Origin of the sequence: Methylocystis sp. (assembly GCF_051061225.1) — a bacterium.
GTDB lineage: Bacteria > Pseudomonadota > Alphaproteobacteria > Rhizobiales > Beijerinckiaceae > Methylocystis.
The window spans coordinates 1-25,456 of sequence record NZ_JBPFEB010000145.1 but is presented as its reverse complement, the minus strand read 5'-3'; the positions used below and the strand labels follow the sequence as shown (position 1 = coordinate 25,456).

Below are 25,456 nucleotides of genomic sequence, written 5' to 3'. Positions count from 1 at the left end.
TGGGGAAGAAAGCTGGGGTGGCGCCATTCGCGCCCTGAGCTGTGGTCCTTTCCACTGGCTGCTCCGCTACCGACAATGCCGCCACAGGGGGAATCTCGCGCGCCGAGGGGAAAATGTTGAATTTTGGAGCGGTTCTTAGCCGACGCATCCGCGTCGGCCTCTTCGCGCTTGTCGGCGCGACTCTGGCGGCGCTCGCGCCCGCCGCGGCGGAGACGCCGGACGAAACCTACAAGGCGCTGGGCCTCTCCAAATCAGCCACGCCCAAGGATCTCTACGAGGCGCTGACGAAGCGCTATCACGACGAGGCCCAGGGCGCTGGCAAGGGCTCGCTCTCCAAATACTGGGAGCCGATCCCGATCTCGAAATATCTGAACCCGCAGAGCTTCTACAAGCCGCCGCAGACGGTCGACGTCGACGCGACGCGGGCGCAATGCGTCGAGTGCCATCAGCAGACGACCCCCGGCTGGGCGCATAGCTGGCAGAAGAGCGTCCATGGCAATCTGGACGAAATCCGCAAGCTGCCGGACAGCGACTCGCGCGCCTACAAGAAGGCGATGATCAAGGAGGTCGAGTCGAACCTCCAGTCCATGGGCAAGCTCAAGGCGGGCGAGCCCCTGAAGGACGTAGGCTGTATCGACTGCCATGTCGGCGTCGGCGCCGATCATGGCCAGCACAAGGCCGATCTGAAGATGCCGGACGCGGCCGCCTGCGGGCAGTGCCATGTGCAGCAGTTCGCCGAACGCGAATCGGAGCGGGACACCTTCACCTGGCCGCAGGACCAGTGGAAGCCCGGTCATCCTTCGCATGCGCTGTCCTACAAGGCCAATGTGGAGAACGCCATCTGGGCGGCGATGGAGCAGCGTGAAGTCGCGGAGGGCTGCACCTTCTGTCACACGCCGCAGACCACCTGCAACAGTTGCCACACGCGCCACGAATTCTCGGCGGTCGAAGCCCGCAAGCCGCAGGCCTGCGCGCAATGCCACAACGGCGTCGACCACAATGAATTCGAGGGCTACATGCTCTCCAAGCACGGCACGGTCTATCAGGCGCGGGGCGATCAGTGGGACTGGAACGCCCGCCTCGAGGATGCGCTGGACAAGGGCAATATGAACGCCCCGACCTGCCAGTTCTGCCACATGGAGTATCAGGGCAAGTTCACGCACAATATGGTGCGCAAGGCGCGCTGGGCCTTCATGCCCATGCCGAAGATCGCCGAAAACCTGAACCATCCCTGGTTCACGCAGCGCAAGGAGTCGTGGGTCTCGACCTGCTCCAACTGTCACTCCGACAGCTTCGCGCGCGCCTATCTCGACATGATTGACAAGGGCGTGATCTCCGGCCTCGACATCACCGAGCAGTCGCGCAGCGTGCTCGTCAAGCTCTACAATGACAAGCTGCTGCCCGGCCAGACGACGAACCGCCCTGCCCCGCCCGCCCCGGAGAAGGACGAAGCCGGCGGCTTCTTCCAGCTCTTCTGGCAGAAAGGCAACAACCCCTCGGCCGTCGAATATGAATTCGCCGAGATGTGGGAGCACCACCAGATCAAGCACTACAAGGCGCTCGCCCATATGAACCCCGGCGGCTACACCTATTCCGAAGGCTGGTCGCAGCTCATCAAGAGCGCGGCGCGCATCAACGACGAGGACACGAAGCTGCGCGAAGCGGCCGCGATCCGCGCCGAGCTGAAGCGCATCTCCGGCGTGAAGCGCGGCGATCTGGACCTCGATACGCCCGCGCGGCGCGCATGGGCGGCGGGTCTCGGCGCGCTTGCGGTGCTTGTCGGCGGCGGTCTGCTGCTGCGGCGCGATCGGAAGAAGGCGTGAGGCGAGCCCCTCCCTGTCCCTCCCCCGCTGACGCGGGAGAGGGACCCCTCACGATGAGCCCATGCGGTCAAGGCGCGGCCCTGCTCCCTCTCCCGCGGTTGGGGAGGGGGCGATGAAGCGTCTGATCGGCGCCGGTCTCGTCGCCGGCGGCCTCGCCTTGCTCGGCTGGGCGGCCTATTCCACCTTCCGCCCGGTCCCTCACTACGCGCTGACCATCGCCGCCGCGCCCGCCGACGCGGTGAAGGAGATCGCGCCTCTGGGGCTTTCGCCCGAAAGCCTGCAGCGCGTGGAAATCGCCAGCCCCGACGAGCGCCGGCCCATCGCCTCCGGGCTCGTCGCGCGCGAGGGCGAGCGGCTGGTCCCCCTCGTCTGGCGTAACGAAGTGACGGAGCCGATCCTCTTCGCGGACGTTTCCGCCGCCGATATGACGAAGGTTCTCGCGGCGATTCGTGAACATGCGCCCGAGGGCGCGGTCGTGCTGGCCTGGTGGGACCTCTCGCGCGCGATCCGCCTCGCGGCGAAAAAGGACGCGCCGATGGACGACCCGCAGGCGCGCGGACTGCAAATCCCGCAGACGTGGACGGATGCGCGGGAGACCGAAAGCCGGCGCTGGGGCGCGGGCGCGCCGCCGCAATCGGCGGACTCCTTCGGCCAGTTCATCGACGCCCTGCTCGGCGACGAACCGCAGGGCGCGGCGGCGCTCGCGAAGCTTGCCGGCGGAAAGCCCGCCTATGTGGCTGTCCATATTTCCGACGTGTGGAAGGCAGCGGCCGCGCGGCCCGGACGTCTCTCCGTGGGCTACAAGGATTTTCCGTCCTCCGGCGTTTCGCACGGCGTCATCAAATCCGCCACCCAGTGGATGCGCGATCAGAAGATCGACGGCGGCTTCGCGGCGGAGCCGATCAATGGCGCGACGCGCCTGCATTACTTTCAGCGCAAGGAAGACGGCGACACACTGCTCGCGAAACTGCTGCCGTTCTCGACGTCCAATCCGATGCAGCTCGAGAGGCTGGAGCTCGTGTATCAGCACAAGGGCTGGTGGGTTTACCGGCTGAAGGATTGAATGGCCGGAACACGCGCCGCTGAGGCCAGTTGAAGGGCTTTCCTTCCCGGCCCCCGGAGCGCGCCGTCATGAAAGCAGCCGCCGCCATCCTGCTCTGCGCGTTTCTGACGGAGGGCGCGCTCGGTCAGAGCGCGCCGCCGCACAACAGCGCCGCGCAGGGCGCGTATGCGGCGAGGCGGGCGCCAGAGAGCGGCTACCACGTCGCTTACACGCGACGCGGCTGCCGGATCGAAGAAAACTGGGACGGGACGCAATACAGCGCGTCTGTGAGATGCGCGCCCGGCGTTCGCCCGAATTGAGGGCCTCTTATCCCTTCAGCGCCGTGGCCAACCGCGCCACGCCCTCTTCGATTTCTTTTTCCGACAAGGCGACGAAGCCCAACATCAGGAGACGGTCGCCGCCGTCGTTCCGGTCGAAGCGCAGCGCCGAGCCCGTCGCCAGCGAAATGACGCCGACGCCCGCCGCAAGGCCCTTCTTCTCCACCTCCTCGGCGCTGGGGAAATGTTTCGGCAGTTTCCAGACGAGATGCATCCCGGCCTGTTCGCCATACACTTCACATTCGCCGAAATGCTTCTGCAACGCGCCCAGCAGCGCGTCGCGCCGCTCGCGATAGAGCTGGCGGATGCGGCGCAAATGACGGCCGAATTCGCCGCTCGCCATGAAATCCGCCATGGCCGCCTGCTCGAGCCAGCTCTGGCCGTTGTTCATGAGCATCTTCATGCGGCGGAAACGCTCGACCAGCCGGCGCGGCGCGACCACATAGCCCAGCCGCAGGCCGGGTCCCATGCATTTCGAGAAGGTGCCGATATAGATGACGCGCTCGTTGCGATCGAGGCCCTTGAGCGCGGTGAGCGGCGATCCGACGAAGCGGAAGTCGCTGTCGTAATCGTCCTCGATGATATAGGCGTCGTATTGGGTCGCCCATGACAGCAGCTCGATGCGCCGCTGAAGGCTCATCGTGACGCCGATGGGGTATTGGTGCGAGGGCGTGACATAGGCCACCGCCCCCTCGACATGCGGCAATTGCGTCACGTCCAGCCCGTCATGGTCCACCGGCACGGGATGCAATCTGGCGCCGAGGCTCTCGAGCACGAAGGCCGCGCCCTGATAGCAGGGCGATTCCACGACGGCCGTCGATCCCGGCTTCACCAGCAGGCGGCCAACGAGATTGAAACCATCCTGACAGCCGCCGACAATGATGATCTGGTCCGGGTCGCAGACGATGCCGCGCGCCGGCGCGAGATGTTTGGCGATCGCCTGGCGCAGCTCAAGCAGTCCAGCCGGATCGCTGTAGGTGGTGAGCTTGGTTCCGGCCGATTTGAGCCGCGCCTTGATGTGCTGGGACCACGCCTTCAGCGGAAACGTGCGCGCGTCCGGGCGCCCGACCCAGAAATCCGCCGCCAGGCGGCGCCGGTTGGGGTCGGCCAGCCGATGCGTGCGCAAATGCGGCTCGTCCTCGCCCCCCTGATGGGCGGCGGTCGCGTCGTGGGCGGCGGTCGGCGCGGCGGTCGCGCTTTCGGACGCGGAGAGGAACGCCGTGTCGGGCAAATCCGGCGACACGAAGGTGCCGACATAAGGCTTTGTGCGAATATAGCCTTCCGCGATCAGTCGCTCATAGGCCAGGACGGCCGTGTTCCGCGACACGCCAAGCTGCGCGCTCAATTCGCGCGTCGTCGGCAGGGGATCGTCTCCGCGCAATTGCCCGTTGAGAATCATGGTGCGGATCTGGTCGAAGATCTGGGTCTGAAGGGTCGACTTGTCCGATTCTCTCAGGATGATCGACAACTGCACATGGCCGCTTCTGACCACCGGCGATGAACGACCTAGCGTAGCAATGCCCATCTTGTTCCTTGCTCTGCCGAGGTGGACCGAAGCGGACTGGACCGCCTTGTCCGCAGAATTACGGCGGCGCGCGACAACCGCATAGAGCCACCCCGCCGGCCATGGCTGGCGCCACCGCGGCCCAGGCTGCGGCGAAACGGCGCAACCAGTGGTCAAAGTTTCACATGGTCAAAAAACTGTTAACTGGCGCCACTAGCTGGCGACTGGCTGGCGCTTTGCCAGTTTGCGCTTTTACCGGACGATCAGAGCCATGGGAGGACCGGGGAACGCCGGGGAGAAAAATATGTCGCTCGAAAAGTCCAAGATCGTGCCGACCGCATTCTGGGTCGGCTTTCTCGCCCTCGGCTTCGTCACCAGCCTTGGCGGCCCCGCCAAACACAAGGGAGTCGCGGCGGCCCGGCCGGCAAAGGCCGTGGAGGCGGTCGTCGCGCAGTCGGAGAAGCCGGCCAAGCTCGACGCCAGGGCGGCGGCGCAGGACTGATCGGCGCGCCAGGACGGCCAGCGATGAGCGCTCCCACGGCAATGGTCCTCTTTCTCCTCATGGAGCTCATCAGCATTCTGACGCTCATGGTGGCGACGCGAATGCTGGACAGCTTCATGTAACCCCGGCTCCTGCGCGCCGCCTTGCCATTCTCCGAGGCCGATCCTATTTCAGCGACAGGCGGCGCTCGAGGCGTCGTCCGGACGAGCGGCCCGAGCGCGGATGGAGCGACGGGCCGTTTTGCTGACAGGAATGCGACAATGCCTGAGGGGCTTTACAAGATCGTTCTCATTGGAACCGTTGGCTTTTTCATCGGCGCCGCCCTGATCGGCTGGGCCTACGGCTAAAAGACGGGCCTTTGTCCCGCGCGATCCTGTTCAAAAGGAAACCGCCCCGACTGCGGCGCAGCGGGGCGGTGCGTTTTTTCGCCGAGTCACAAAGCGTCAGCAGGGGGCCCTGACGCGCTGATACTGAACGAAATTGCCCCAGCTGTCGTAGATCGGCTGCCAGGCCGGGCACAGGCGGCCGCGACGCGGCGGCGCGTCGTAATAGGGCTGCGCATACTGGTTCTGTGAACTGGCGATCGCCGCGCCGGCGAGGGCGCCGAGCGCCAGGCCGCCAATTGCGGCGCCCGCGATCGCGCCGCCATTATTGTAGCCGTAGCCATAGCCCCAGCCGGGACCCCAGCCCCACTGGGCGGCGGCGGGCGTCGCCATCGCCGACAACGCCAGAACACAAATCGCGGCCCTTTTGCAAAAAGACGCCATGTTAGCCTCACTGTTGCTAAAAAAGTATTATTGCACAGTTTTCGCAGTCATGCACTGATCGTCTCCATTTCGGCAAAGGGAGCGCGAAAATATGAGACGCGTCGCAGCGGTCGTCCTTCTGGCCACGGCCTGTCAGCTCCCGCCGGGCGCCAGCGTCGCGGGCGAGGCCGTCATCAAGGTCGAGAACTGGAAGCCCTGCGCGACAGGACCCGATTACGATACGGACGTTCCGTCCTGGGCCAAGTCCAAAGCGCTGCGCCCCTATTACGATGACAATATCAGGCGCCTGGCCATCCACGGTTTATGCAATGCAAAATTCAGGCGGGTCGTGGTGTGCGATCCGGAAATGGACGATCTCGATCCGGACGGGAAAAATCCGGCCTACGCCGTCTGCCGAAAGTATTTCTCCCAACAAAAGTAAGGCGCGGCGTCAGCGACCGAGATGCGTGTCGAAAAACCGTGCAATGTCTTCGAAGATCTCTCGCGCTTCCGGCATCTCGGGCCCCGCGAATTGCGCATGGCTCATGCCTTCGTAGACGTTGAGATCGGCGAGGACGCCGGCGCGTCGCAAATTGCGATGAACGCGCACGGTATTCGACAGAAACAGATCGCGCGTCCCGACGGTCAGGATCGTCGGCGGAAAATTACGAAAATCGCCGTAGACGGGAGAGAGATAGGGATTCTTCAGGTCGCGGCCGTTGGCGTAGAGCTGCGCCGCGCCGCTCAACCAGCCGTCCCATGTGACCAGCATGTTGTCCACATATTCATTGGCGTAATAGCTGTCGCCGACCTTGTTGAGATCGGACCAGGGCGTCGCCGCCGACACCGCCGCGGGCAGCGGCAGTCCCTGATCCTTCGCGCGCAGGACCGTTGCGAGCGCGAGCCCGCCGCCCGCCGAAGACCCGAAGATCGCCATGTTCTGCGGCTTCACCGTCTGCGAGAGCGCCTCCCAGACCATCACCGCGTCGTCCAGCGCGGCCGGGAAGGGAAAGGCCGGCGGCATGCGATAATCAATCGAAATCACCCTGTATCCGCCAATGCCCGCCATCATGATGGCCTCGGAGGTCGCCGCCTCGCCGCCGCCGGAGACATAGCCCCCGCCATGCACATGAATGAGCATGCGATTGCGGTTGCCCGCGGGCAGATTGTTCGGCGTGACGAGCCACGCCTTCACGCCGGCGATGGTGGTCGGCTCGACGCTGACCCCAAGCGATTTGCGCAGCGCGGCGAGCGTCTTGGACCATTCCGTATCCATGCGCTTGTCCAGCGCGCCCCATTCTTCGCTCGTCTTTGGCGGGGGCGAGAGAGCGCCCGGCGGATAGGGCGCGCGGATCAGGGCCTGAAGCTGCTTGCTGACGTCTCCGGGCACGGGAAGGACGCGCGAGGGAACCCTGCGCGGCCCCGGCGTCGCATTGGCGGCGGCGGCGGATTGCGTGTCGGCTGAAGGCTTTGACTTGCCCCAGGCCAAAGGCGCGGCGGCCAGCGCGGCGCAGCAACAGATCAAAAGGAACCAGTTTCTCACGCGCCGTCCTCACCGCCGTTTGCGATCGCCCCGACCTGGATCGGACGCGTCTCGGGAAAGCGTCTCCGCGCCGCGTCGGCGCATTCTACCCGAACGCGCGACGCAGGGCAGTCCGCATCCCGGCGCGTGCGCTCGATGAAAATGGCGAACGCGACCAACGTCGTAATGTGAACTTTCCAATTGCGTTCATCTTACATCCACAAAATTTCCGGCCGTCCGCCCTTTCCTGCTTGGTCCGCGCAAGCACACGATGTTATAGCTAAGTTCAAGCCGCTCGATTCTCTGCCCGTTTCGAGCGGTCAGGCCCGGCGCGTGGGCCCCCCATGCGCCGGGCCGCGCAACTGCGAGATCGAGCAGCCGCAGGCTGATCACATGCGACGCCGGGGTCGCCATGCCGGGAAGGTGTGGCGCCGTTGCAACTGCGTTCAGCAGTTTGCCATGAACACTGTCTATGCCTTACTGCTACGCTTGGCGAGGCGCTTGGCCGCGTCTAGGCTTCTGGCGTTTTCAGGGTGGGATTTGAGGGGATGCGACGGCCTGTCGGGGCGCCCTGACAGGCCGTCTATTCATCCGCGGCGCTGGGGTCCGGCCCTTTTGCGGAGCGATATCCTTGCGTTAAATGCTCCCGGCAAAAGCGGGAGGGGCGCCGGTGACAGTCTTCGAGAATCTGCCGTTCTGGATCATCTTTCTCACGAGCGTGTGCCTGTTCGCGGCGGCCTCGGAGATCGGCCACAGGCTCGGGGTCCGTGACGGGGGCGAAGCCAATATCGCCACGCTGGAGGCGTCCATCCTCGGCCTGCTGGCGCTGATGCTCAGTTTCACCTTCGCCATGGCGGTGACGCGCTTCGACGACCGCCGCGAAGCGCTGCTTAAGGAGTCGAACGCCATCGGGACGGCCGCGCTGCGGGCGCGCCTGCTGCCGGCGCCGCACAACGCCGCCTGTGTCACGCTCCTGCGCGAGTATATCGGCGTCCGGGTGGAACTCGCCAAAGCGATATCGCAGCCCGCGCCGATCGAGAAGGCGATCTCACGATCCAACGCCATCCAGGAAAGCCTGTGGAAGGAGGCGAAGGCGGTTGCGTCGAAAGATACCGGCATGGTCCCGACCGGCCTTTTCATTCAGGCGCTCAATGATGTTTTCGACGCTCAGGAAAGCCGTCTCACGGCGTTTCGGCTGCGCGTGCCGCGCATCGTCTTCCTGGCGCTTTATGGCATTGCCGCCGTGGGCATCGGATTTTCGGGATACGCCAGCGGACTCGAAAAGCGCAAATGGCGGCGGCCGGTCTACATCGTCAATCTGCTCGCCGCCTCCGTGATCCTGCTCATCCAGGATATCGACCGGCCCGACTCGGGCTCTGTTCGGGTCGACACGCAGCCGATCATGGATACGGCGGAAGCGCTCGCGAACGACAGGATGGATGTCGATCCATCTCCCGCGCGTTATCGGTAACGAGGCGCGCGCGTCCGGCGTCGCGCGCTCCCCTTGCGCCCTATCTGTCATGCCATGACGGTCGCTCCGCCACGCCATGCGGCGTCGGGGCCGAGTGAAGGTTCGGCGTGATGGCTTCTTTCGAGAGCAGCGAGCACAGGATGGCGCGGATTCTGGAGGCGCATGGATGGCAGAACGTCTGGGACATCTATTGGGTCAAGATGCAGGACGGCCGGCCGGTTTCGCTCGCCCTGACGACGGAAGACGCGTTTGACCTCGTTTCAAGGGAAACGCATGGCCGCGCCGGCGACGACGGCCGCGAGCCCTCCCCTGTGGAGCGCCGCCGGAACTGAACGGGACCTGGCGCTACGTCAGCGAGCCGCCGAACTTCACCTTGAGCGACATGCCCGCCTTGTCCGCCACCTCGAGCGAACCTCCAAGCTGGGTGGCGAAGGCCTCCATAATGCCCATGCCGAGCGAACGCTCCTGCGCATTGATGACCGCGGCGCCCATGCCGGGGCCATTGTCCTTCACGGCGAGATTGAGACATCCCGTCTCGTCTCTCGACAGGGAAACTTCGAAACAGTCGCCAAGTCCTCGCGAGAAGACATGCTTGACGGAATTGAGCGCCGCTTCGTTCACGAGCAGGGTGATCGCGGTCATCTGGTCGATCGACAGGTCCGGCACGCCCGACAGCTCCACCCGGAACTTCACCGGAAGCTCGCGGAAGGCGTTGGCGAGCATCTCCCTCAGCAGCGGTTCAAAGCCGAAGACGAAAGCGGTGCCGTCGTTCAGGCGGCGATGCAGTTGCGACATCGCAATGATGCGCTCCTCCGCGTCGTGCAGGGTTTCCGCCGCGACGACCGGGTTGCGCAGATTGCGCTGCGCGCTGCGCAGCATCGCGACGACAAGCTGAAGATTGTTGGCCACGCGGTGCTGGAGCTCGCTGAAAAGCGTCTCCTGCGCGATTTTCGCGATCTCCAGCCGCCGCACCGTTTCGCGCAAGGCTGCGACGAGAAGCAGGATGAACCCGGCGACCAGGCAGAAACCGACAAGGCTTCCCACTGTCGCCTGATCCTTGATCACGAAGCTGTTGAGCGGCTCGAAGAACAGGTACCAAGCCGAAACCGTTGCCAGCAGGAGCACCAGGACCCCTTGCCGCCAGCCGCAAATCAAGGTGGCGAGCGCAATGGCGGGGTAGAAGGTCAGAAACTTCATGCCCTCCAGCAACGGAGCAGTCAGGATGCGAAGGGCAAGGGCGACGGCGAAGAGGGCGACCGCGATTCCCCACGACTCGACGCCCTTCCCATGGTTTCTCGAGAGCCTGGCGACCTGGTGCACCCACGGCATGCGCGTCCCCCGCATGTGCAAGCCTTTGCGTAGGCTTTCACATGCTAACTGGAACCACTGCGCTCAGGTTCCACGGCGACGCCCAGCCACGCACACTCGGCAGCCCAATTCGGGCGCGCGCCGCTCAACGATTCCACCAGCCGCCGCCCAGCGCCATGAAAAGCGCCGCGGTGTCCGAAAGCCGGGTCGCCTCCGCCTGCACGAGGGACAGCGAGGCGAGGAGATAGGTGCGCTGGGCGTTCAGCACCTCGATCTGCGAGACTTGCCCGTATTTGAGCTGCATGCGCACAATGTCGAGGCTTCGCTTCGCCGCGTCCTCTGATTTGCGCGCCGTCGCGACCGCCTTCGCGTCCGCTTGCAGCGCGCGCAGGGAATCCGCAACGTTTTGAAAAGCGTTGATGACGGTGCTGCGATACTGCGCGTCCGCCTGCTCCAGGGCGGCTTCGGCGGCCTTCTGCTTGTTGAGAAGGGTCATGCCGTCGATGATCGGCTGCGAGATATTCGCGGCGGCGGTGTAAAGGCCCGTGCCGGGCGTGAACAGCTCCGCGGCCTTGAAAGCGCTGGCGCCAAGATTGGCCGACAGCGTGATGTTGGGCAGCCGGTTCGCGATCGCCACGCCGACATCCGCCGAGGACTGATGCAGCGCCGCCTCCGCCGCCCGGATGTCCGGCCGCTGCGCGACGAGCCGCGACGGCACGGTCACCGGAACGGTCTCGGGCAATTTGAAACTCGACAGCTCGAACGTCTCTCCCGCGCCCTCGAAGGAAAGGCGCCCGGCCAGCGCGGTCAGCAGATCGCGCTGGATGGCGAGCTGCTTCTCGAGCGGGGGGAGCGTCTGCTCGGCCTGCGCGAGCGCCGCTTCCTGCGCGATGACGTCGGACTTCGCGATGGAGCCGAAGGAATACTGCCGCCGCAATATGTCCAGCGAGTCGCGCAGGATGGTGATGATGTTTTTCGTCGCCTCGATCTGGCCGCGGATCGAGGCTTCCTGAATCGCCGCGACGATCACATTCGTGGTCAGCGCCAGATGCGCGGCCTCAAGCTGCCATCGCTGCTGCTCCGTCCTGGCCTGCGCCGACTCCACCGACCGCGCGATCCCGCCCCAGATGTCGGGCGTGTAGGAAATGGTGAACTGCTTCAAAAGCAGCGCATAATTCGCCGTCGGCGGATTCTGGGTGTTGACCGAGGGCGCGTTCAGCAGAACGTTGGCGGGCGACGGATAAAGCTGGTTGTAAATGACCTGATTTATGGTCGACAGCGAACGGTTGTTCGACTGGAGATTGGTGCTGTCGTTCGAATTGAAGAAAATCTGCGGCGAGAACCCGCCTTTCTGCGCCTCCGCATTGTAATAGGCGATACGGACCGCCGCGTCCGCGGCCTGAAGCGACGGGTTGTTGTCGAGCGACTCCCGCACCAGCGCATCGAGCGGTTTCGATCGAAAGAGCGTCCACCAATCCGCCGGAATGTCCCTGTTCTCGGCGAAACGCTGCCCCTCGCCGGGCGAGGCCGGCGGCTCGGGCGTGACATGCGCAGCCTGCGGCGCGGGCGGGGTCGCGAAATCGGGCCCGACGTTGCAGGCGGAAAGAGCGGCGGCGACGAGCGCCGGCAGCATGAGATGCGCGCCGGTGAGGCGGGGCTGAAATCGCGCATGCGTCATCGCGTCGGCGCTCCCTCGCGCGCGAGGGCGCTTTCCGTGCGCGAGCGGACATAGGCCTCGACCACGAAATAAAAGGTCGGGAGGATGAATAGCGTCAGCAGCGTCGCGACGATCAGGCCGCCGACGATGACGGTCGCCAGGCTGCGCTGCACGTCGCTGCCGACGCCGGTGGCGAGCGCGGCGGGCAACATGCCGACTGTCGCCACGGTCGACGTCATCAACACCGGCCGGAATCGCTCCGCCGCGCCTTCCAGCACGCCCGTCCTGAGCGCGGCGACGGTGTCGCGCACCCTCCCCTCGAACTCGGTTTCCGCCACCACCCAGCGCGCCCGCGCCGAGGCGATCCGCACCGCGGTCGTCCTGTTCAGGCTCGCCACCATGATGATGCCGTTCTGAACGGCGACGCCAAAGAGCGCGAGGAAGCCGACGCCGGTCGCCACATTCAGGCTGTCGCTGCGCAAATGCAGCGAGACAAGGCCGCCGAAAGTGGCGAGCGGCACGACCGCGAGGATGAGAAGCGCATAGCGCAACTTGCCGAAGCCGATGAAGAGAATGACCAGCATCAGCGCCAGAACGGCGCCGACGATGACGGTCAGACGCGCCTGCGCGCGCTGCTGATTTTCGAATTTGCCGCCCCAGACCACCTTGTAGAGCGACTTGTCGTAATGAACGTCTTTCGCGATGCGCGCCTGCGCGTCGGCGAGATAGGAGGAGAGATCGCGGTTCTCGTAATCGACGCGCACCGTGAGCGAGCGCTTGGTCTTGTCGTGGGAAATGGCGCTTTCGCCATTTTGCAGCGAGATTTTCGCGATCTGCGAGAGCGCGACCTGCGCGCCGCTCGTGGTGTTCACCAGAAGGCTGCCGAGCGCCTCGGGGCTGTTGCGCGCGTCCGGCGGGAAGCGGACCGTCACGTCGTAACTGCGATCGTTGACATAGACCTGCCCGATGGGGCTGCCGCCGACGCCGGTCTGGATGAGATTGGCGACATCGGCGACATTGATGCCGTAGCGCGCCGCGGTGGTGCGATCGACGTGGAAGGCGATCTGCGGGATCGGCGGCTCCTGCACGATCGAGGTTTGCGTCGTGCCGGGGGTCTCGCGCAGCGTCAAGACGATCTCCTCCGCGATGCGGCGCGCCTCCTTCAGGTCCTGTCCGAACACCTTGACGACCAGCGCGCTGTGAGCGCCGCTGACCAGATCGTTGACATTGTCGATGATGGGCTGGCTGACGCCGACTTCGACGCCGGGCAACTGCCTGAGGCGCTCGGACAGACGGCGGATGAAATCCGCCTTGGTCTCCCCTGCCGGCCATTCGTCATAGGGCCTGAGCCCGATCGGCGCCTCGACATGGCTCGTCGTCCAGGGGTCGGTTCGGTCGTCGTTGCGCCCGATCTGGGTGACGATGAAGGAAATCTCGGGGAACTCCAGCACCGCGTTGCGCAGATCGCGGGCCATTTCCTGCGCCTTGCCGATCGAAATCCCGCTCGGCAACTGAACCTGAAGCCACAGCGACCCCTCGTCCAGATTGGGCAGGAACTCCCGGCCGATGGTCGCGCCGGCGAGGATCACCCCGATGAAGGCGGCGCCGGCGGCGGCGTAAATGATGCGGGGCGTATCCACGCAGGCGGCGAGAAGGACGCCATATCGCGCCTCCAGCCGCTCGAGCACGACATTGTGGAACACCTCGGCGGGCTTGTGGAAGGCCATGAAGGCGAGGCCCGGCGTCACCAGCAGCGAACAGAGCAGCGCGCCGATCAGCGCATAGGAAATCGTGTAGGCGACGGGCGAAAACAGCTTGGCCTCGACGCGCTCCAGGCCCAGCAGCGGCAGATAGGCTGTAATGATGATGATGGTCGCGAAGAAGATCGGGTTGACGACCTGACGGACGACGAACAACACGGTGTCGGTTTCCAGCGGCCGCGTCGGATTGTGCTCGCGAATGCGCAGGATCGCCTCTGTGACGACGATGGCGCCGTCGACGATCACGCCGAAGTCGATGGAGCCGAGAGACAGAAGATTGGCCGGCAGCCGGGTCAGGTTCATCAGAATGAAGGTGACGCTCAGGGCGATCGGGATCGTCAGCGCGACGACGACGGCGCTGCGCGGACTGCCGAGAAACAGGATGAGCACCACGAAGACGAGCGTGACGCCCTCGCCCACCGTATGGCCCACCTTCTCGACCGTCGCGTCAACGAGTTCGTTGCGGTCCAGATAGGTCGCGATCCGGACGCCCTGTGGCGCCAGCTCCGCCTGCAACTGCTCCAGCCGCTCATGCACCGCGCGCAACACCTGCCCGGCGTTCTCGCCCTTGAGCATCTGCACGGTGCCCTGGATGGTGTCGGAGTTGTGGTCCTTGCCGAGCACGCCCTCGCGCTCCTGGCTGGCCATGCGCGGCGTGCCGAGGTCGCGGGTCAGAACCGGCGTTCCCTTGCTCTCCGTCACGACGATATTGCCGAGATCCTCCAGATTGCGGACGAGGCCGATGCTGCGGATGACGTAGGACTGTTCGCCGCGCGTGATGCGGCTGCCGCCGGAACTCGCGCTGTTGGAGGTGATGGCGTTGGCGACCTCGGTCAGGCCGAGGTTGTAGCGCTGAAGCGCGAGCGGATCGATTTCGAGCTGGAACTGCCGGGTGAGCCCCCCGAAGTTCGCGACGCTGGCCACGCCCGGGACCTGATTGAGCGCCGGCACCACGATCCAGCGCTGGATCTCGGACAGTTCCGAGAGGTTCTTTTCGTCCGACTCGAGCGCATAGCGCAGGATTTCCCCGACAGGGCTGGTGAGCGGGCCGAGAGTCGGCTGGAAGCTGGACGGCAATGGCGCCTGGCTGACGCGCTCCAGCACGCGCTGGCGCGCCCAGTAATCCTCGACGCCGTCCTTGAAAACCATCGTGATCAGCGACAGGGCGAAGGTGCTGCTCGAGCGTATCGTCACCAGCCCGGGCGTGCTCGCGAGCACACGCTCGAGCGGGACGGTGATCTGCTGCTCCACCTCCTCCGCCGCCAGGCCGCGCGCCTGCGTCGTGACGACGACCGTTACGTCGCCCACGTCGGGATAGGCTTCGAGCTTGAGCTGAGTCCAGGAAAAGAGGCCGTAGAAAAACACCATGACCGTCACGAGCAGGACGATCAGGCGCTTCTGAAGGCAGATTTCGACGGCGCGCTCAATCATTCAGCAGCACCCCGCCCTTCACCACGATCCGCTGTCCCGGCTCCAGGCCCCGGACGATCGTCGACCCTTCGTAATCCGCCTCGATCGTCACCGGCTTGCGCTGGAAGGTCCAGGGCGCCGCCTCGACAAAGACGCTGGTGTCGTCGTTGACGATGAACAGCGCCGAGGGCGGGACCAGAACGCTTTGCGCCGCCGGCGCGAAGAAGCGCACGGTCGCGAACATGTTGAGCTTGAAGATGCCGTGTGGGTTGTCGAAGGAGATGCGCACCTTGTTGCGCCGGGTGTCGGCTTCCAGCAACTGGCTGATGACCTGCACGCGTCCGGAGAACACCTCGCCCGGATAGGCCAGAAGCGACACCTCGACCCGCTCGTCCCTCTGCACGAAGGACAGGTCCTTCTCCTGCACGCTGGCGGTCACCCAGACTTTCTCCAGATTGGAGATCGTCATCATCGACTCGGTCGCGTTGTCGATGAAATCGCCCGGCGCGGTTTCAAGAGAGGTGATGGTGCCGTCGATCGGCGAGGTCAGGACGATCTGGCGCTGGCCGGAGACGGTGCCGCTGTCGCCGATGACTTCCAGACGCGCCTCGGCGCGCTTCAGCTCGGACGTCGCCTGATGATAGTCGTTTTGCGCCTGCTCCAGCTCCTTGAGGGCGAGGCCGCCCGCCTTGTTGAGCCCCGTGGCGCGTTCGAGCGCGCTCTTTGTCAGCTTGACGGTCGCGCGCGCTTTCTCGGCGTCGGCCACCGCCTGGGCGAGATCGCCCGAATCGATCGTGGCGAGGCGCTGCCCCTTTTTCACCGTGTCGCCCAGTGAGACGTCCAGCGCGCCAACGCGCCCGGCCACCGGCGCGAGGATTTTGACCGTGCGCGTCGGATCGGCTTCGACCGCGCCCGTCACCACCTTGCTGCGGCTGATGTTCTTCTGCTGCGCGGCCGCGACGACGATCCGCGACCGGTAGGGCGAGCCGGGCGGGATGAAAATCTTGCCTTTCTGTCGAACGATCTGCGCGCCATCCTGAGACGCCTGCGCGCCGTCCGGGGATTTGTGCGCTCCCTTCCAGACAAAAAACCCGCCCAGCAGGATCGCCGCAGCCGAAGCGGCGGCCACGAGTCCGAGCCTCGATGGCGGCAGCCGGCGCAGCCATTTCATAGGTGTCATTGAGAGGCTTTTTCCTGAATTGGGCGGCGCGTGCATAGGTTACTGTTCGAAACACTTCGTCAACTGGGCCGGGGCGACTCAACAGGCGCTCGTGACCCCTTCGTGACGGCCGTGCTCATGTTCGTCCTTCGCTCTGCAAGCACACCCCGACGGCGGATTGCAGCTTGAAGGCAGCTTTTGACACAGGATACTCTTCCGTCAACAGACTCCGTCAATAGCCTCGGTCGCGCCAGAAGGCGACAGGCGCAAGGTCCAGTGAAAATTATTCGATGTGAAAATTGGCTGGTGCGCCGGGATCCCCGGCTTCCGGCAAGGAACAAACTCCGCGCGGGCAGAGCCTTGGGCGCCAACACCCTATTTTCTAAAGCGTTTCGCTCGAGTTTGGGTTTCCGGATGTTTGCTGGGTCAGGATGGTTGTGTGTCCAAACCTTGTCTCAAGCGTGGCTATGTCCGGGTCACTGGAAAGGTCTCGCGCAACCGCCGGCCCCACCCATTTCGCGGCTGCGGCGAAATTTCACGTAGCGCTTCGTTACAATTGAACTAGCTTATGCAGAGCAACCGCCGCTCGGGGGCTCTTGGCAGGCGGTTCGCGATTGGAGTTTTTGCAATGAGAACATTGACCGTCCCATCCATTGGGGCATTTCTGACCATCGCAGCGTCGGCCGTTCTCGGGCTGGGAGCCGCCTCGGTGGCTTCGGCTCAGTCGCCGACGCCGCCCGGCGGCACGTCTTCGCCGACTTCCGCCAACGCCGGCACGATCGCTGCGTCCGTCACTTACTCCAACGCGCAATATGCGACGGGGGGCGTCAGTTTGCGGAACAAGCGCGTGGGCGCCATCAATATCAGCGGCGTAACGGGCGCAGTCAAAAAGGCCTACCTCTACTGGGCCTATCTCTACCCGGTCGGGACGACGCCAGCCGCGAACCAGTTGCTGGGCAATTTTTGCAGATGGTCCACGGGCGCCACGGGCGGCGTGAACATCGCCTGTTTTGGCACCCTGCAAGGATCGCGGATCGCGACAGGCGCCGATACGTGCTGGGGCGGCGGCGGCATTGCCGTCTATCGCGCCGATGTAACGGGTCTGGCGAATGCGAATGGCACGTATCAGGTCACCCTGAGCTCGACCCAATCCGCCGATTTCAACAACGCGGATCCCTGGGCGGCGCCGGTGAAGTTCCCCGCCGCGGAGGGAGCGTCGCTGGTGCTCGTGGGAACCGGCGCCAAGACGGTGGCCATTTATGACACGAACCTCGCGGGGAAGACGTTCAGTTCGACTCTCAATTATACGCTGACCCTTCCCGGCGCATACTCATCCGGACCCTTCCTCTGGGATCACATCGGCGCCGACGGCCAGATCGGCGCGGGGCGCGTTCCCGGACTGGGCGGCGAAACCGTCAAGATCAACAGCGCTCTGATTTCGGGTCCCACCGCCCCGAACGCCAACAGCGACTGGGACGGTTCCGCAAGCTGGCCCCTGTCGCAACTCTGGGACGACACGGGACACGATATCTCGGCGGCGGTTTCCACGGGCGCAACCTCCATCGCGGTCGTGCACACCAGTCCGAACGGGGACTGCCTGTCCCCCATCGCCAATGTCGTCTCCTACTGAAGACAAGCTGAGGCCGACGGAGAGAAGCGCGCTTCTCTCCGTCTTTTCATCGCAACCCGCCGCCGCTGAAGCGAGCCTGACCGCGCCGCGCCTCTCTGGATTGCTCCAGGAATTTCAGCGCCTTCCGCGTCTTTGGCGCACGCTCCTTCTCATGGCGTCCATTCCCTCGCGGCCGCAGACGAGAACGCCTTTCAGGCGCGTTGGGGGCGCAACAGGCAGCGCCGCCAGCTTGGAAAGAGACTGAACCGCTTCGCTCAAAGAGTTACTTTGTTGCATTTCGGTGACAGATTCAGGCGGGGCGTCAGCGCCGTGCGTTGAGGCTGGATTGACGCGCGCGCGGTGACGCGCGACCCTTGTCGAAACGACAGGAGCCGGCCATGGAGTTCACCGCGCCAATCATCATCGCCGCCCTCGCCGCTCTGGCCTGCGGCGCCGGCATGTGCGGGCTTGCACATCGGTTCTTCAATCGCGGCGCGCGCGCCGACGCGCATTGTGAGGCGCGCGCGGGGCATGGAAACAGCTTGTCTCGCATCGTTCCGCTGCTCTTCAGCGCGCTCTTTTGCGGGCTGGCGATGGCGGTGGCTTTCGCCTACCTCCCGCCTCGCTAGGCCAGCCGCGCAAGTTCCAGTTGGCGGGTTGCGTCGCGCCTGGCGCCTTTGCCGACCATGCTGATGGCGACGTTCGCCTCTCTTTACCGTTCAGCATGCGTGATCGCGCTGCGATGGGCGTGCCATGTTCCGCTGCAAATGCCTGGCGACGACCACCAGGCGCCGGAACCGGACGCTCCCTCGACTCGTCCCGCCGCGTGCAGGGAGAATCCCATATCGAATTGGTGGCTGGCGACCAACGACCCGTCCTTGCCGACGGCTCCCTGGACTGGCAGTCCAGAAACCTGAACCACTCGGTTCTGAACGATCACCCCGACGACGTTTCGCTTTGAAACCGGGCACGCAACGCCCGAGGCAATCGCCTCTATTGTCCAGCGACCATCAAACCGACCGGAGGCCGCATTGGCCTCCGGGAATGAAACGACAAGGATCACAAACGCGACCGCCAATCGCAGACAGGCTTCACGGCTCATCGGCTCTCTCGACTCGGCGCAGGCACATGTTCAAGGAACACAGCCACCGGTACGTGGGGGCGTTGAGCCGCTGGGCAAGCGCTGCGGAAGCAACCTCCCCGAGCATGGACCGGACATGCGGCGTCCCGACCTTTGCGCTAGGCAAGGTCGCGAGCTTACAGCGGCCTTCGGGACCTTGACGCGCAGCGCTTGTCACAATCCGAGAAACCCGAGCAACCCCTTCTTTTTCAGCCGCCTCGTCTCGATGGTTGCCTGACGGACGGCATTCCGTATTTCGAGCAGTCGCTCGTCAGGAATTGAAAAGTCCATCGCGGCCAAGCCAAGGTTGCGCCGCGCGTCTTCAAGCTTCTCCTCTGCGTAGGCAGCCAGAGTCTTGTTTGCCATCGATTTTCCCCATCAAATTGGCTGATTGATCTTTCGTGGACAGAAATCCTATCGGCGGGCGGACAGCGGGGCAATCCTGCCGTCCTTCTCAGCCCTTCCGAGACTTGCGATTTTCCTGCCCGTTTGCTCCAGCCTCCGTTGCAGGCCCCAGATCTCTGGAGAAAGCCGCGTGGCTGTGTTCACGCTCTTGCAGGCGTAGTGGCGGCAATGGGAAGAAGACGTTCCACCAAGCATTTTGGGAGGTATTTGATTTGAATGGTGGGCGCGACAGGGATTGAACCTGTGACAGCATCGGCGATGAACTTAGATATATTGACGTAACAACCGGGCAAATTATCGGCCACACCGCGAGAGGCGTAACGGCGCGGCATTACATCCGCAGACCCGATGTGGCCCTTGTTGCGGCGGCAGATCATATAGCCAGGACGATTTCCGCCGCTCTCGACGGCGAGGAAAGTGCGACAATACTTCCCATCAAGAAGCTATCCAACGCAGATTAAATAGCAATAACTCGATTATCGTCTCCAGGAGTAAAGTCTTGAGAAAGTTCGTTCCATTGTTTGCCTTGACCGCGATCTTGTCCGGCTGCGGATTGGCAAGGCAGTCGGAAAAGAGGTGGCTATCGAGCGTGCCATCAGCTCTTTCCCACGTTGGAGCGCAGCACAGCCGTTGAGCGCATAAAGTGCGAGAATGCAGCCATCATGCGACCGTCTCTAGGGCACAGCGACCTGATCAACCTCCACAACACAAGCGCCGCGCCGAACGCTTCGAGAATGGTCAGATAACACAAGCCGAGGCCGAACAGCAGCTGGCGCTTATGCGTTCGCAGATCGTCAGCGAAGCGGAACGTCGAGACGCAACCGGCCAAGCCGCAAGAAGAGCGGCGAACAATGCCCTGATTAATGCAGGCGCCGCTATGATGAGCGGACCGAGTTCGCCCTCGACGACATGCACAAGAAACGGGACCACCCTCAACTGCGCAACCTACTGACGGGCAGCGAGAGGCTGGATCGGTTGAACGCTCGGATTATTTGTCAGAGTGCAACGGAATGGTGACGCCATTCCAGACAGCGTTAGCTAGTCGTTTGATAGAACGAGGAGTCGTGGCATGGATGAAGATGCACTGAACATGGCCATTCGCAAATTCCTAAAGGAAGTTGGCGTCACCTCGCAGCGCGAAATAGAACGAATTGTGCGCGAGCACAAATTCAGCGACGGAAGGTTGAAACTTCGGATGACGCTCACGGCCGAAGGGACGCCGCTTGAGCATATCGTGGACGCGGAAATTCCGATTGCATAACTCGCGGAAATAACTTCCTCGTGCTGTGATCAAGCTCGCAGCCAGTCCCCTGGGCGCAGTCGCAGGAAACGCTGGCCTTTGCAGCCGCTCGGCAGCGAATATCAAATCAGCCCCCGAGGCAAAGACCACCACGCTACCCCGCTGGCTCTACTCTTCGCCCCCGTTCTCAACCCCGTCGGCCCGACCGTTCACCATCGCCTTAAGGAGGGGGGATGGCTTGAAGGTGATGACCCGGCGTGGAGTGATGACCGCTTCGACGCCGGTCGCTGGATTTCTGCCAACCCTCTCGCTTTTCGAACGGACTTTGAACGTCCCGAATTCGCGCAGCTTAACGAATTCGCCGCGAAGCAGCGCCTCGCTGATTTCCTCCAAGGCAGCGTCAACAACGGCCCGCACCTCGGCCCGCGAGAGCGTTGGGCAGGATCGATAGGCGGCGTCCCGTAGCGCATCCCGCGTCAAGGTTCCTTCCGTTTGGTTTTCCGTCTCTGCGCTTGCCATCTTCGGCGGCCCTGCTTGATCAACATGCAGGGAGCTTAAAACTTGTTGCGCGATTTAGAAAGCTGCTGTCGCTGCACAGTTTCGCTCATGCCATTCAATTTATTTAGCCGAGCTGCTTCAGTCATCGTCACCCCTCTCTATGCAAAGACGATGGTCGAGGCTACGCTGATCCCCCTCGGACGCGACAGGAGCGGCTATGCACTTCATTCTAACGGTCTTTGCTTTGCTGTGGGCCACATGGGCGACGCCATCGGCGGCTCAACCAAGCCCTCAATATTGCTATGGGCGTTACGCTCTCTGCGCAGCTTCAACCTGTGCCTTGACTGGCAGAGAAATTTCGACACGAGTGGTCTCGTCGACGACGGGGCAGCTGCAAGGCTTTCGTATTTATCCCGAGGCCGTTTGTACATGTCCTGTGCTCGACGGAAAATTCCAGGCGTCCGGAGCGAACCTAGGCCAAATGCAAGGGAGATGCGATCAACCCGGACCCAATCAAGTCTGGTCTCTTTACAGCCCCATGCCCGTGCCCCAAGCAATGCACAGCTACAGCCTAACTCAACCGGATCAGAGACCACTCGTACAGGTTTGCGCAGCAAAGAAAGGCCGGTCTTTTGCCAACTGCTTTGGGTTCAAATGCGTCCTCAACCCAGAGACTGTGAACGGCATACAGATGGCGACCTGCTATTGCCCGATCAACGACGACACCTACGGCAATCCTGTGCCGGCAGGCAGCAGCGCCTTTAAAAATGAAGCCGGGCAGTGTGATCAAAATTATTGCTCACTTTTGCCTGCCTCTGTCCCATATTCGCCCAGCACCGCAGGAGGGGCGTGCCTAGGGGTAGCTCCCCCTCTGTGATCGCGCTGAAGTTGATTAGTGTTGTTCCCCCTGCCAGCGGATCAGCAAGACTCGCCGGCCTTCAGCCTCCAGCCGGGCCCTGTCAGCTTCGACCTCGGTAAGCTCCGAAGGAAACCGTGCGAAGACAATGACGAGCTTCCCGGCTTCCTTCGCGCCCTCCAGCTTGTTGAGCCGCACTGTCAGTCCCTTACTCATGCTTTCCCCCTAAGATCCGTGCGACACGGGGCGACGCGGCTGCGATCGCCTCGGCCTCCAGACGCTCGCGGAACTGTCCACGTGGCTCACCAGGCTGCCTGAACCAGCGATTCCCCAGCGCGTCGCGATATGTCTCCGGCTCAACATAGCTTCCATCGGCGTTGAAAGGGACGCGCTCGATGCAGTTCACGCGGGTCCCGCCGTGAAATCGTTCCAGCCGCTCCAGCCGGTTCATTACAGCCGGTCGCATGCCTTCTCCCTCTGTTCCAGCGCAGACAGCCTTGCCTCGAATTCTGAGCATTCCAGCGCCTTTAAGTGCGTCTCCACGATCTTCGCCACGGCTTCCGCCTCTACCGGCGTCACGTCGCCCGACGCCACAGCGGAGAGGATCGTCCCCGTCGCCTTGGTCGCGTCCGCCGCCGTCCCGATTTTCGGCAGCTCGAAGCTCACCGGCCTATTGCGCCCTCCAGGTATCTCGTCGAAAACCATTTTGAATATGTTGTCCCCGATCGCCTGCTGGGGAACAAACTTTATGAAAAGGCCTGAGCTAATCGAATTGGGGCGAACGAGCCGCTATTTCTGCACATCAGAAATGGGCTCGGAAGCAAGGAAGCTGCGCAGCTGCTGATTGATACAACCCAGGTAGATATGAAGCTGATCCTGACTTCTCGTAGCCATCGAATTGATAGCGAGAATAACGTCGGACCACGCCAAACGATGCTTCGGCGCCTCATCAAGAAGCCTCCGCTCCTTACATGCGGCGAGCCAAACCTTCTCCGGGCTTTCTTTTGCCGATGTTGCGCTCTCAATCCCCTCCACTCTGGTGGTAGGCGTTACGATGAAATCCAGTCGTTCGCGCGAGGGAGACCGAATCACGGCATAGCCTCTGGCTCGATCCACTTTTGACGCAAGCGAAGGCCAAGCCGAAATAGCTTGCTGGAACACAAGCAGTCCGAACCAAGCTCCACAACGCCTGGCGATCCGTCGGCATCCCCAATCCGTTGGCCGTATCGTTAAGGCACGGCAGGTGAGGATCAAGCGCCGCTTTTGCAAATCTGCAAGAGCTATCGACATACTGAGCCGCTGTTTCGTTACGCGCAGGCAAGCCGAAAGCCAAGCGTCCACCGAGAAATACCAAGCAAAGAGACGAGGCAACTGCTGCTATCCGTTCGGACAAGTATCGGCAGTGCACGCGTCGTTTCCGCCCCAACATCTGGCGAGTTCTCCTGCGTTCCGGCGTCTCGGTCTGTGAAGGCTGTTGACGGGTCCTTGAATAGGCCAGACAGCAAGTTCCACTAAGCAAACCCAGCCGGGACCCTCGGCCATTCTGCGCGACGCTCGCCGCCAGTTCGGGCGTCAGTGCGTCCGTTATTCCTGGACCCGCGCCAAGGCCACGGAGGACCGCGACGGGACTCCGCGCGCCATGGATATGATCCGCTCGACGTCCCCGCTAGTTAATTCGCGCAGCCTGGTCTGGCCTATCTTTTGCGTCACTTTTGTCGTATGTCACATTTCTGTAACAATATTTTTTTCGATTACAAAGTTTCTGTATGTTTTCTCGAGATTTTCTCTTCACCTAATAAGCCCAGATGCGTCGTTGACCGCTGTCCGTTCAGCGTATTATCGATGCGACTCGGCGGAGTAGTCTTGCTTAACAGTAAGCCCGTCCAGCTTGTTAGGGGAGGTAACTTTGCAGTCCGCAGGCGATCGGGGCTTGACGCAATTTGAAATGAAAACTCTTCAATATAAGCAAAAGATAAGAGATTTCCTCCTAACTGAAGTGAAGGTCAACGACCGTCAATTCGAAAGCGTGTTCGTTTGTGAAAACGACATGCAAGCTGCGAGAGCATTGTCGCTGTGGATAAAAGAAGCTGGAACAATGGAGTGGCTGGATCAGAACTTGAGGCATGGAGACCGCTTTCTCGATATCGGGGCAAATATCGGTATCTACTCAATTGCAGCTGCACATCGCATTGGACCGACGGGAAAAGTCTATTCAGCCGAGCCTCATAAATTCAATGTCTGTAGCTTGCTCAATAATATTCTTCGTAACGGTTTCGAAGACCGCATCAGAGTCTTGACAGTGCCGTTGACCTCCGAGAAATGCGCCACTGAGTTCAACTACAGCAGCATCATTCCTGCATCTACCGGTAGCCAACTCGGCTCAACAATGCGAGATGGACGGCAAGGAAACTACTTCATTCCCGTGCTGACCGAATTGTCTATCGCCCTGAGCCTGGATGAGGTCATAGAGCTTAAATTGATAGATCATCCTGACTTGATTAAAATAGATGTGGATGGAATAGAACTAAAAATCCTCCAGGGCATGAAACATCTGCTTACTTCCTCTCATCGCCCGCGAAGCATCCAAGTTGAGCTGAATATTGGTGAGCAAGAGGACGTCATCGATTTCCTTCTTTGTTCCTGCTAATTGAAATCGCGTCGATTTCTCCCGGCGCTTGTAAAACAAGGGTTCATTCGATGTCAGAAGACAGCGGTGCGATCTCGTTCTCCGGCGCGCAGGTGAGATACGAACCGTTTCCAATTGCATATGAATCACGGATATGATTTACACCATCGGCATCTCACTTTGCAGGGTAAGTTTTATATGGAATCCGGAAAGAGCCTTTCCGAAATAGCGCACAACGCCGGACAAGGAGGCTTTCTTGCCCAATTCGGCCGTAGCCTTGAATAAATTTTGGCTTGGCCAGGAATCGACAAGTCGATCGTAAAGCGGCAGGTCAATAAATGGCTGAAAGAAAGATATAATGCCGAAAATTACTTCAGGTTTTTATCGTCGAGCCCGGAATGGGCCAGATTTCACACCTTCATAAAATCAGATTTTTTCGTAGAAGAAACACTCCGATTTCTTGCCTCCAAAAATGTCGTGCTCAATCTCGATAATTTTCGCGTCGTTTCCAAACGCAGCCTGAAAAGACCGAGCCTCATCGGCCGGCTGAAGATGCGACAGGAAATCTCAGCGCGGTTCGAATTTTCGCTGATGCATGCCCATGGCGGAAGCATCCTGCCTCATACGGACTCGCCTAATAAACTCATCACGCTGGTTATCTCCATGGTTAGACCTGACGAATGGAACGAGGCATGGGGCGGCGGAACGGAGATTTGTCTTCTGTCAGTGGCGGATTAAATCTCCCCAGTTATGGCATTTGAAAATTCCCCAGTTTTCGTGACGACCGGGCTTCCAGGGCATGCCCTGGAAGCCCGGTCGGCGCGCCGACTCACCGATGCTTCTCCCCTTGGCGGCAGGGA

General features: G+C 62.3%; 25 protein-coding genes. 12 read left to right on the top strand and 13 right to left on the bottom strand.

What is annotated here, in order from left to right:
• The first annotated feature begins 113 nt into the window (after window positions 1–113).
• The 3 genes from ACR652_RS24830 to ACR652_RS24820 all read left to right on the top strand — a co-directional run bounded on the left by ACR652_RS24830 (window position 114) and on the right by ACR652_RS24820 (window position 3,185).
• Window positions 114–1,823: a multiheme c-type cytochrome gene (locus tag ACR652_RS24830; RefSeq protein WP_434509147.1), complete on the top strand. Its 1,710-nt coding sequence runs from the start codon at window positions 114–116 to the stop codon at window positions 1,821–1,823.
• Between the two features lie 112 nt (window positions 1,824–1,935).
• Entirely contained in the window at window positions 1,936–2,886 is a 951-nt protein-coding gene (gene haoB, locus ACR652_RS24825) for a hydroxylamine oxidation protein HaoB (RefSeq protein ID WP_434509146.1), read from the top strand.
• A 68-nt stretch (window positions 2,887–2,954) separates the two neighbouring features.
• Window positions 2,955–3,185 carry a hypothetical protein gene (locus tag ACR652_RS24820; RefSeq protein ID WP_434509145.1) on the top strand — a complete coding sequence of 77 codons (231 nt, stop codon included), beginning with the start codon at window positions 2,955–2,957 and terminating at the stop codon, window positions 3,183–3,185.
• 7 nt (window positions 3,186–3,192) lie between these two features.
• On the opposite strand, the gene ACR652_RS24815 is transcribed toward ACR652_RS24820, so the two are convergent.
• Window positions 3,193–4,728: a PLP-dependent aminotransferase family protein gene (locus ACR652_RS24815; RefSeq protein ID WP_434509144.1), complete on the bottom strand. Its 1,536-nt coding sequence runs from the start codon at window positions 4,726–4,728 to the stop codon at window positions 3,193–3,195.
• Between the two features lie 283 nt (window positions 4,729–5,011).
• Between ACR652_RS24815 and ACR652_RS24810 the strand changes: the two genes are divergently transcribed.
• Window positions 5,012–5,209 carry a hypothetical protein gene (locus tag ACR652_RS24810; RefSeq protein ID WP_434509143.1) on the top strand — a complete coding sequence of 66 codons (198 nt, stop codon included), beginning with the start codon at window positions 5,012–5,014 and terminating at the stop codon, window positions 5,207–5,209.
• Between the two features lie 443 nt (window positions 5,210–5,652).
• Here the strand turns inward: ACR652_RS24810 and ACR652_RS24805 are convergent, their stop codons facing one another.
• A complete protein-coding gene (locus tag ACR652_RS24805; protein ID WP_434509142.1) occupies window positions 5,653–5,925 on the bottom strand; it encodes a hypothetical protein in 273 nt (90 codons plus the stop codon).
• 142 nt (window positions 5,926–6,067) lie between these two features.
• Here ACR652_RS24805 and ACR652_RS24800 point away from each other — a divergent pair, with 142 nt between their 5' ends.
• Window positions 6,068–6,397, top strand: a complete 330-nt coding sequence (locus ACR652_RS24800) for a hypothetical protein (RefSeq protein WP_434509141.1) — start codon at window positions 6,068–6,070, stop codon at window positions 6,395–6,397.
• Window positions 6,398–6,406: 9 nt separating this feature from the next.
• Here the strand turns inward: ACR652_RS24800 and ACR652_RS24795 are convergent, their stop codons facing one another.
• Window positions 6,407–7,498, bottom strand: coding sequence for an alpha/beta hydrolase (locus tag ACR652_RS24795; RefSeq protein ID WP_434509140.1), 1,092 nt, complete (start codon window positions 7,496–7,498; stop codon window positions 6,407–6,409).
• A gap of 649 nt (window positions 7,499–8,147) precedes the next feature.
• On the opposite strand from ACR652_RS24795, the gene ACR652_RS24790 reads away from it, so the two are divergent.
• Together ACR652_RS24790 and ACR652_RS24785 are read left to right on the top strand one after the other, a co-directional pair.
• Window positions 8,148–8,948: a hypothetical protein gene (locus tag ACR652_RS24790; RefSeq protein ID WP_434509139.1), complete on the top strand. Its 801-nt coding sequence runs from the start codon at window positions 8,148–8,150 to the stop codon at window positions 8,946–8,948.
• A gap of 140 nt (window positions 8,949–9,088) precedes the next feature.
• Window positions 9,089–9,280 (top strand): hypothetical protein, encoded by a 192-nt coding sequence (locus tag ACR652_RS24785; RefSeq protein WP_434509138.1) that lies wholly within the window; start codon window positions 9,089–9,091, stop codon window positions 9,278–9,280.
• Window positions 9,281–9,293: 13 nt separating this feature from the next.
• Here ACR652_RS24785 and ACR652_RS24780 read toward each other — a convergent pair whose 3' ends face one another.
• The 4 genes from ACR652_RS24780 to ACR652_RS24765 all read right to left on the bottom strand — a co-directional run bounded on the left by ACR652_RS24780 (window position 9,294) and on the right by ACR652_RS24765 (window position 16,263).
• Window positions 9,294–10,277, bottom strand: coding sequence for a histidine kinase dimerization/phosphoacceptor domain -containing protein (locus ACR652_RS24780; RefSeq protein WP_434509137.1), 984 nt, complete (start codon window positions 10,275–10,277; stop codon window positions 9,294–9,296).
• A gap of 124 nt (window positions 10,278–10,401) precedes the next feature.
• Window positions 10,402–11,934, bottom strand: a complete 1,533-nt coding sequence (locus ACR652_RS24775) for an efflux transporter outer membrane subunit (RefSeq protein WP_434509136.1) — start codon at window positions 11,932–11,934, stop codon at window positions 10,402–10,404.
• Window positions 11,931–15,104 (bottom strand): efflux RND transporter permease subunit, encoded by a 3,174-nt coding sequence (locus ACR652_RS24770; RefSeq protein ID WP_434509135.1) that lies wholly within the window; start codon window positions 15,102–15,104, stop codon window positions 11,931–11,933. The genes ACR652_RS24775 and ACR652_RS24770 overlap by 4 nt, the downstream gene beginning before the upstream one ends.
• The gene (locus tag ACR652_RS24765) at window positions 15,097–16,263 is read right to left on the bottom strand and encodes an efflux RND transporter periplasmic adaptor subunit (protein WP_434509134.1); all 1,167 of its coding nucleotides are present in this window, start codon (window positions 16,261–16,263) and stop codon (window positions 15,097–15,099) included. The genes ACR652_RS24770 and ACR652_RS24765 overlap by 8 nt, the downstream gene beginning before the upstream one ends.
• Before the next feature lie 607 nt (window positions 16,264–16,870).
• On the opposite strand from ACR652_RS24765, the gene ACR652_RS24760 reads away from it, so the two are divergent.
• Window positions 16,871–17,872: a hypothetical protein gene (locus ACR652_RS24760; RefSeq protein WP_434509133.1), complete on the top strand. Its 1,002-nt coding sequence runs from the start codon at window positions 16,871–16,873 to the stop codon at window positions 17,870–17,872.
• A 377-nt stretch (window positions 17,873–18,249) separates the two neighbouring features.
• The gene (locus ACR652_RS24755) at window positions 18,250–18,480 is read left to right on the top strand and encodes a hypothetical protein (RefSeq protein ID WP_434509132.1); all 231 of its coding nucleotides are present in this window, start codon (window positions 18,250–18,252) and stop codon (window positions 18,478–18,480) included.
• Window positions 18,481–18,563: 83 nt separating this feature from the next.
• Here ACR652_RS24755 and ACR652_RS24750 read toward each other — a convergent pair whose 3' ends face one another.
• Together ACR652_RS24750 and ACR652_RS24745 are read right to left on the bottom strand one after the other, a co-directional pair.
• The gene (locus ACR652_RS24750) at window positions 18,564–18,953 is read right to left on the bottom strand and encodes a hypothetical protein (protein ID WP_434509131.1); all 390 of its coding nucleotides are present in this window, start codon (window positions 18,951–18,953) and stop codon (window positions 18,564–18,566) included.
• Window positions 18,954–19,145: 192 nt separating this feature from the next.
• On the bottom strand, window positions 19,146–19,337 hold the full coding sequence (locus ACR652_RS24745) for a hypothetical protein (RefSeq protein WP_434509130.1): 192 nt from the start codon (window positions 19,335–19,337) through the stop codon (window positions 19,146–19,148).
• 1,108 nt (window positions 19,338–20,445) lie between these two features.
• Between ACR652_RS24745 and ACR652_RS24740 the strand changes: the two genes are divergently transcribed.
• Window positions 20,446–20,637, top strand: coding sequence for a DUF6494 family protein (locus ACR652_RS24740; protein WP_434509129.1), 192 nt, complete (start codon window positions 20,446–20,448; stop codon window positions 20,635–20,637).
• A gap of 147 nt (window positions 20,638–20,784) precedes the next feature.
• On the opposite strand, the gene ACR652_RS24735 is transcribed toward ACR652_RS24740, so the two are convergent.
• From ACR652_RS24735 to ACR652_RS24720, 4 genes are all read right to left on the bottom strand, one after another.
• Complete coding sequence (locus ACR652_RS24735) at window positions 20,785–21,135, bottom strand: integration host factor subunit alpha (RefSeq protein ID WP_434509128.1); 351 nt, start codon at window positions 21,133–21,135, stop codon at window positions 20,785–20,787.
• 871 nt (window positions 21,136–22,006) lie between these two features.
• The gene (locus tag ACR652_RS24730) at window positions 22,007–22,186 is read right to left on the bottom strand and encodes a hypothetical protein (protein WP_434509127.1); all 180 of its coding nucleotides are present in this window, start codon (window positions 22,184–22,186) and stop codon (window positions 22,007–22,009) included.
• Between the two features lie 234 nt (window positions 22,187–22,420).
• Window positions 22,421–22,675 carry a hypothetical protein gene (locus tag ACR652_RS24725; RefSeq protein ID WP_434509126.1) on the bottom strand — a complete coding sequence of 85 codons (255 nt, stop codon included), beginning with the start codon at window positions 22,673–22,675 and terminating at the stop codon, window positions 22,421–22,423.
• 84 nt (window positions 22,676–22,759) lie between these two features.
• Window positions 22,760–23,260, bottom strand: coding sequence for a CDP-diacylglycerol diphosphatase (locus ACR652_RS24720; protein WP_434509125.1), 501 nt, complete (start codon window positions 23,258–23,260; stop codon window positions 22,760–22,762).
• A gap of 616 nt (window positions 23,261–23,876) precedes the next feature.
• Between ACR652_RS24720 and ACR652_RS24715 the strand changes: the two genes are divergently transcribed.
• Window positions 23,877–24,617: an FkbM family methyltransferase gene (locus ACR652_RS24715; protein ID WP_434509124.1), complete on the top strand. Its 741-nt coding sequence runs from the start codon at window positions 23,877–23,879 to the stop codon at window positions 24,615–24,617.
• A 267-nt stretch (window positions 24,618–24,884) separates the two neighbouring features.
• On the top strand, window positions 24,885–25,334 hold the full coding sequence (locus ACR652_RS24710) for a hypothetical protein (protein WP_434509123.1): 450 nt from the start codon (window positions 24,885–24,887) through the stop codon (window positions 25,332–25,334).
• Window positions 25,335–25,456: the final 122 nt, after the last annotated feature.

Excerpts from the sequence above, each read along its gene's own strand:
- ACR652_RS24830 (WP_434509147.1), top strand. The coding sequence starts at position 114 with ATGTTGAATTTTGGAGCGGTTCTTAGCCGACGCATCCGCGTCGGCCTC.
- haoB (WP_434509146.1), top strand. The coding sequence starts at position 1,936 with ATGAAGCGTCTGATCGGCGCCGGTCTCGTCGCCGGCGGCCTCGCCTTG.
- ACR652_RS24820 (WP_434509145.1), top strand. The coding sequence starts at position 2,955 with ATGAAAGCAGCCGCCGCCATCCTGCTCTGCGCGTTTCTGACGGAGGGC.
- ACR652_RS24815 (WP_434509144.1), bottom strand. The coding sequence starts at position 4,728 with ATGGGCATTGCTACGCTAGGTCGTTCATCGCCGGTGGTCAGAAGCGGC.
- ACR652_RS24810 (WP_434509143.1), top strand. The coding sequence starts at position 5,012 with ATGTCGCTCGAAAAGTCCAAGATCGTGCCGACCGCATTCTGGGTCGGC.
- ACR652_RS24805 (WP_434509142.1), bottom strand. The coding sequence starts at position 5,925 with ATGGCGACGCCCGCCGCCGCCCAGTGGGGCTGGGGTCCCGGCTGGGGC.
- ACR652_RS24800 (WP_434509141.1), top strand. The coding sequence starts at position 6,068 with ATGAGACGCGTCGCAGCGGTCGTCCTTCTGGCCACGGCCTGTCAGCTC.
- ACR652_RS24785 (WP_434509138.1), top strand. The coding sequence starts at position 9,089 with ATGGCGCGGATTCTGGAGGCGCATGGATGGCAGAACGTCTGGGACATC.
- ACR652_RS24780 (WP_434509137.1), bottom strand. The coding sequence starts at position 10,277 with ATGCCGTGGGTGCACCAGGTCGCCAGGCTCTCGAGAAACCATGGGAAG.
- ACR652_RS24775 (WP_434509136.1), bottom strand. The coding sequence starts at position 11,934 with ATGACGCATGCGCGATTTCAGCCCCGCCTCACCGGCGCGCATCTCATG.
- ACR652_RS24770 (WP_434509135.1), bottom strand. The coding sequence starts at position 15,104 with ATGATTGAGCGCGCCGTCGAAATCTGCCTTCAGAAGCGCCTGATCGTC.
- ACR652_RS24765 (WP_434509134.1), bottom strand. The coding sequence starts at position 16,263 with ATGACACCTATGAAATGGCTGCGCCGGCTGCCGCCATCGAGGCTCGGA.
- ACR652_RS24760 (WP_434509133.1), top strand. The coding sequence starts at position 16,871 with ATGAGAACATTGACCGTCCCATCCATTGGGGCATTTCTGACCATCGCA.
- ACR652_RS24755 (WP_434509132.1), top strand. The coding sequence starts at position 18,250 with ATGGAGTTCACCGCGCCAATCATCATCGCCGCCCTCGCCGCTCTGGCC.
- ACR652_RS24750 (WP_434509131.1), bottom strand. The coding sequence starts at position 18,953 with ATGAGCCGTGAAGCCTGTCTGCGATTGGCGGTCGCGTTTGTGATCCTT.
- ACR652_RS24745 (WP_434509130.1), bottom strand. The coding sequence starts at position 19,337 with ATGGCAAACAAGACTCTGGCTGCCTACGCAGAGGAGAAGCTTGAAGAC.
- ACR652_RS24740 (WP_434509129.1), top strand. The coding sequence starts at position 20,446 with ATGGATGAAGATGCACTGAACATGGCCATTCGCAAATTCCTAAAGGAA.
- ACR652_RS24735 (WP_434509128.1), bottom strand. The coding sequence starts at position 21,135 with ATGGCAAGCGCAGAGACGGAAAACCAAACGGAAGGAACCTTGACGCGG.
- ACR652_RS24730 (WP_434509127.1), bottom strand. The coding sequence starts at position 22,186 with ATGAGTAAGGGACTGACAGTGCGGCTCAACAAGCTGGAGGGCGCGAAG.
- ACR652_RS24725 (WP_434509126.1), bottom strand. The coding sequence starts at position 22,675 with ATGGTTTTCGACGAGATACCTGGAGGGCGCAATAGGCCGGTGAGCTTC.
- ACR652_RS24720 (WP_434509125.1), bottom strand. The coding sequence starts at position 23,260 with ATGTCGATAGCTCTTGCAGATTTGCAAAAGCGGCGCTTGATCCTCACC.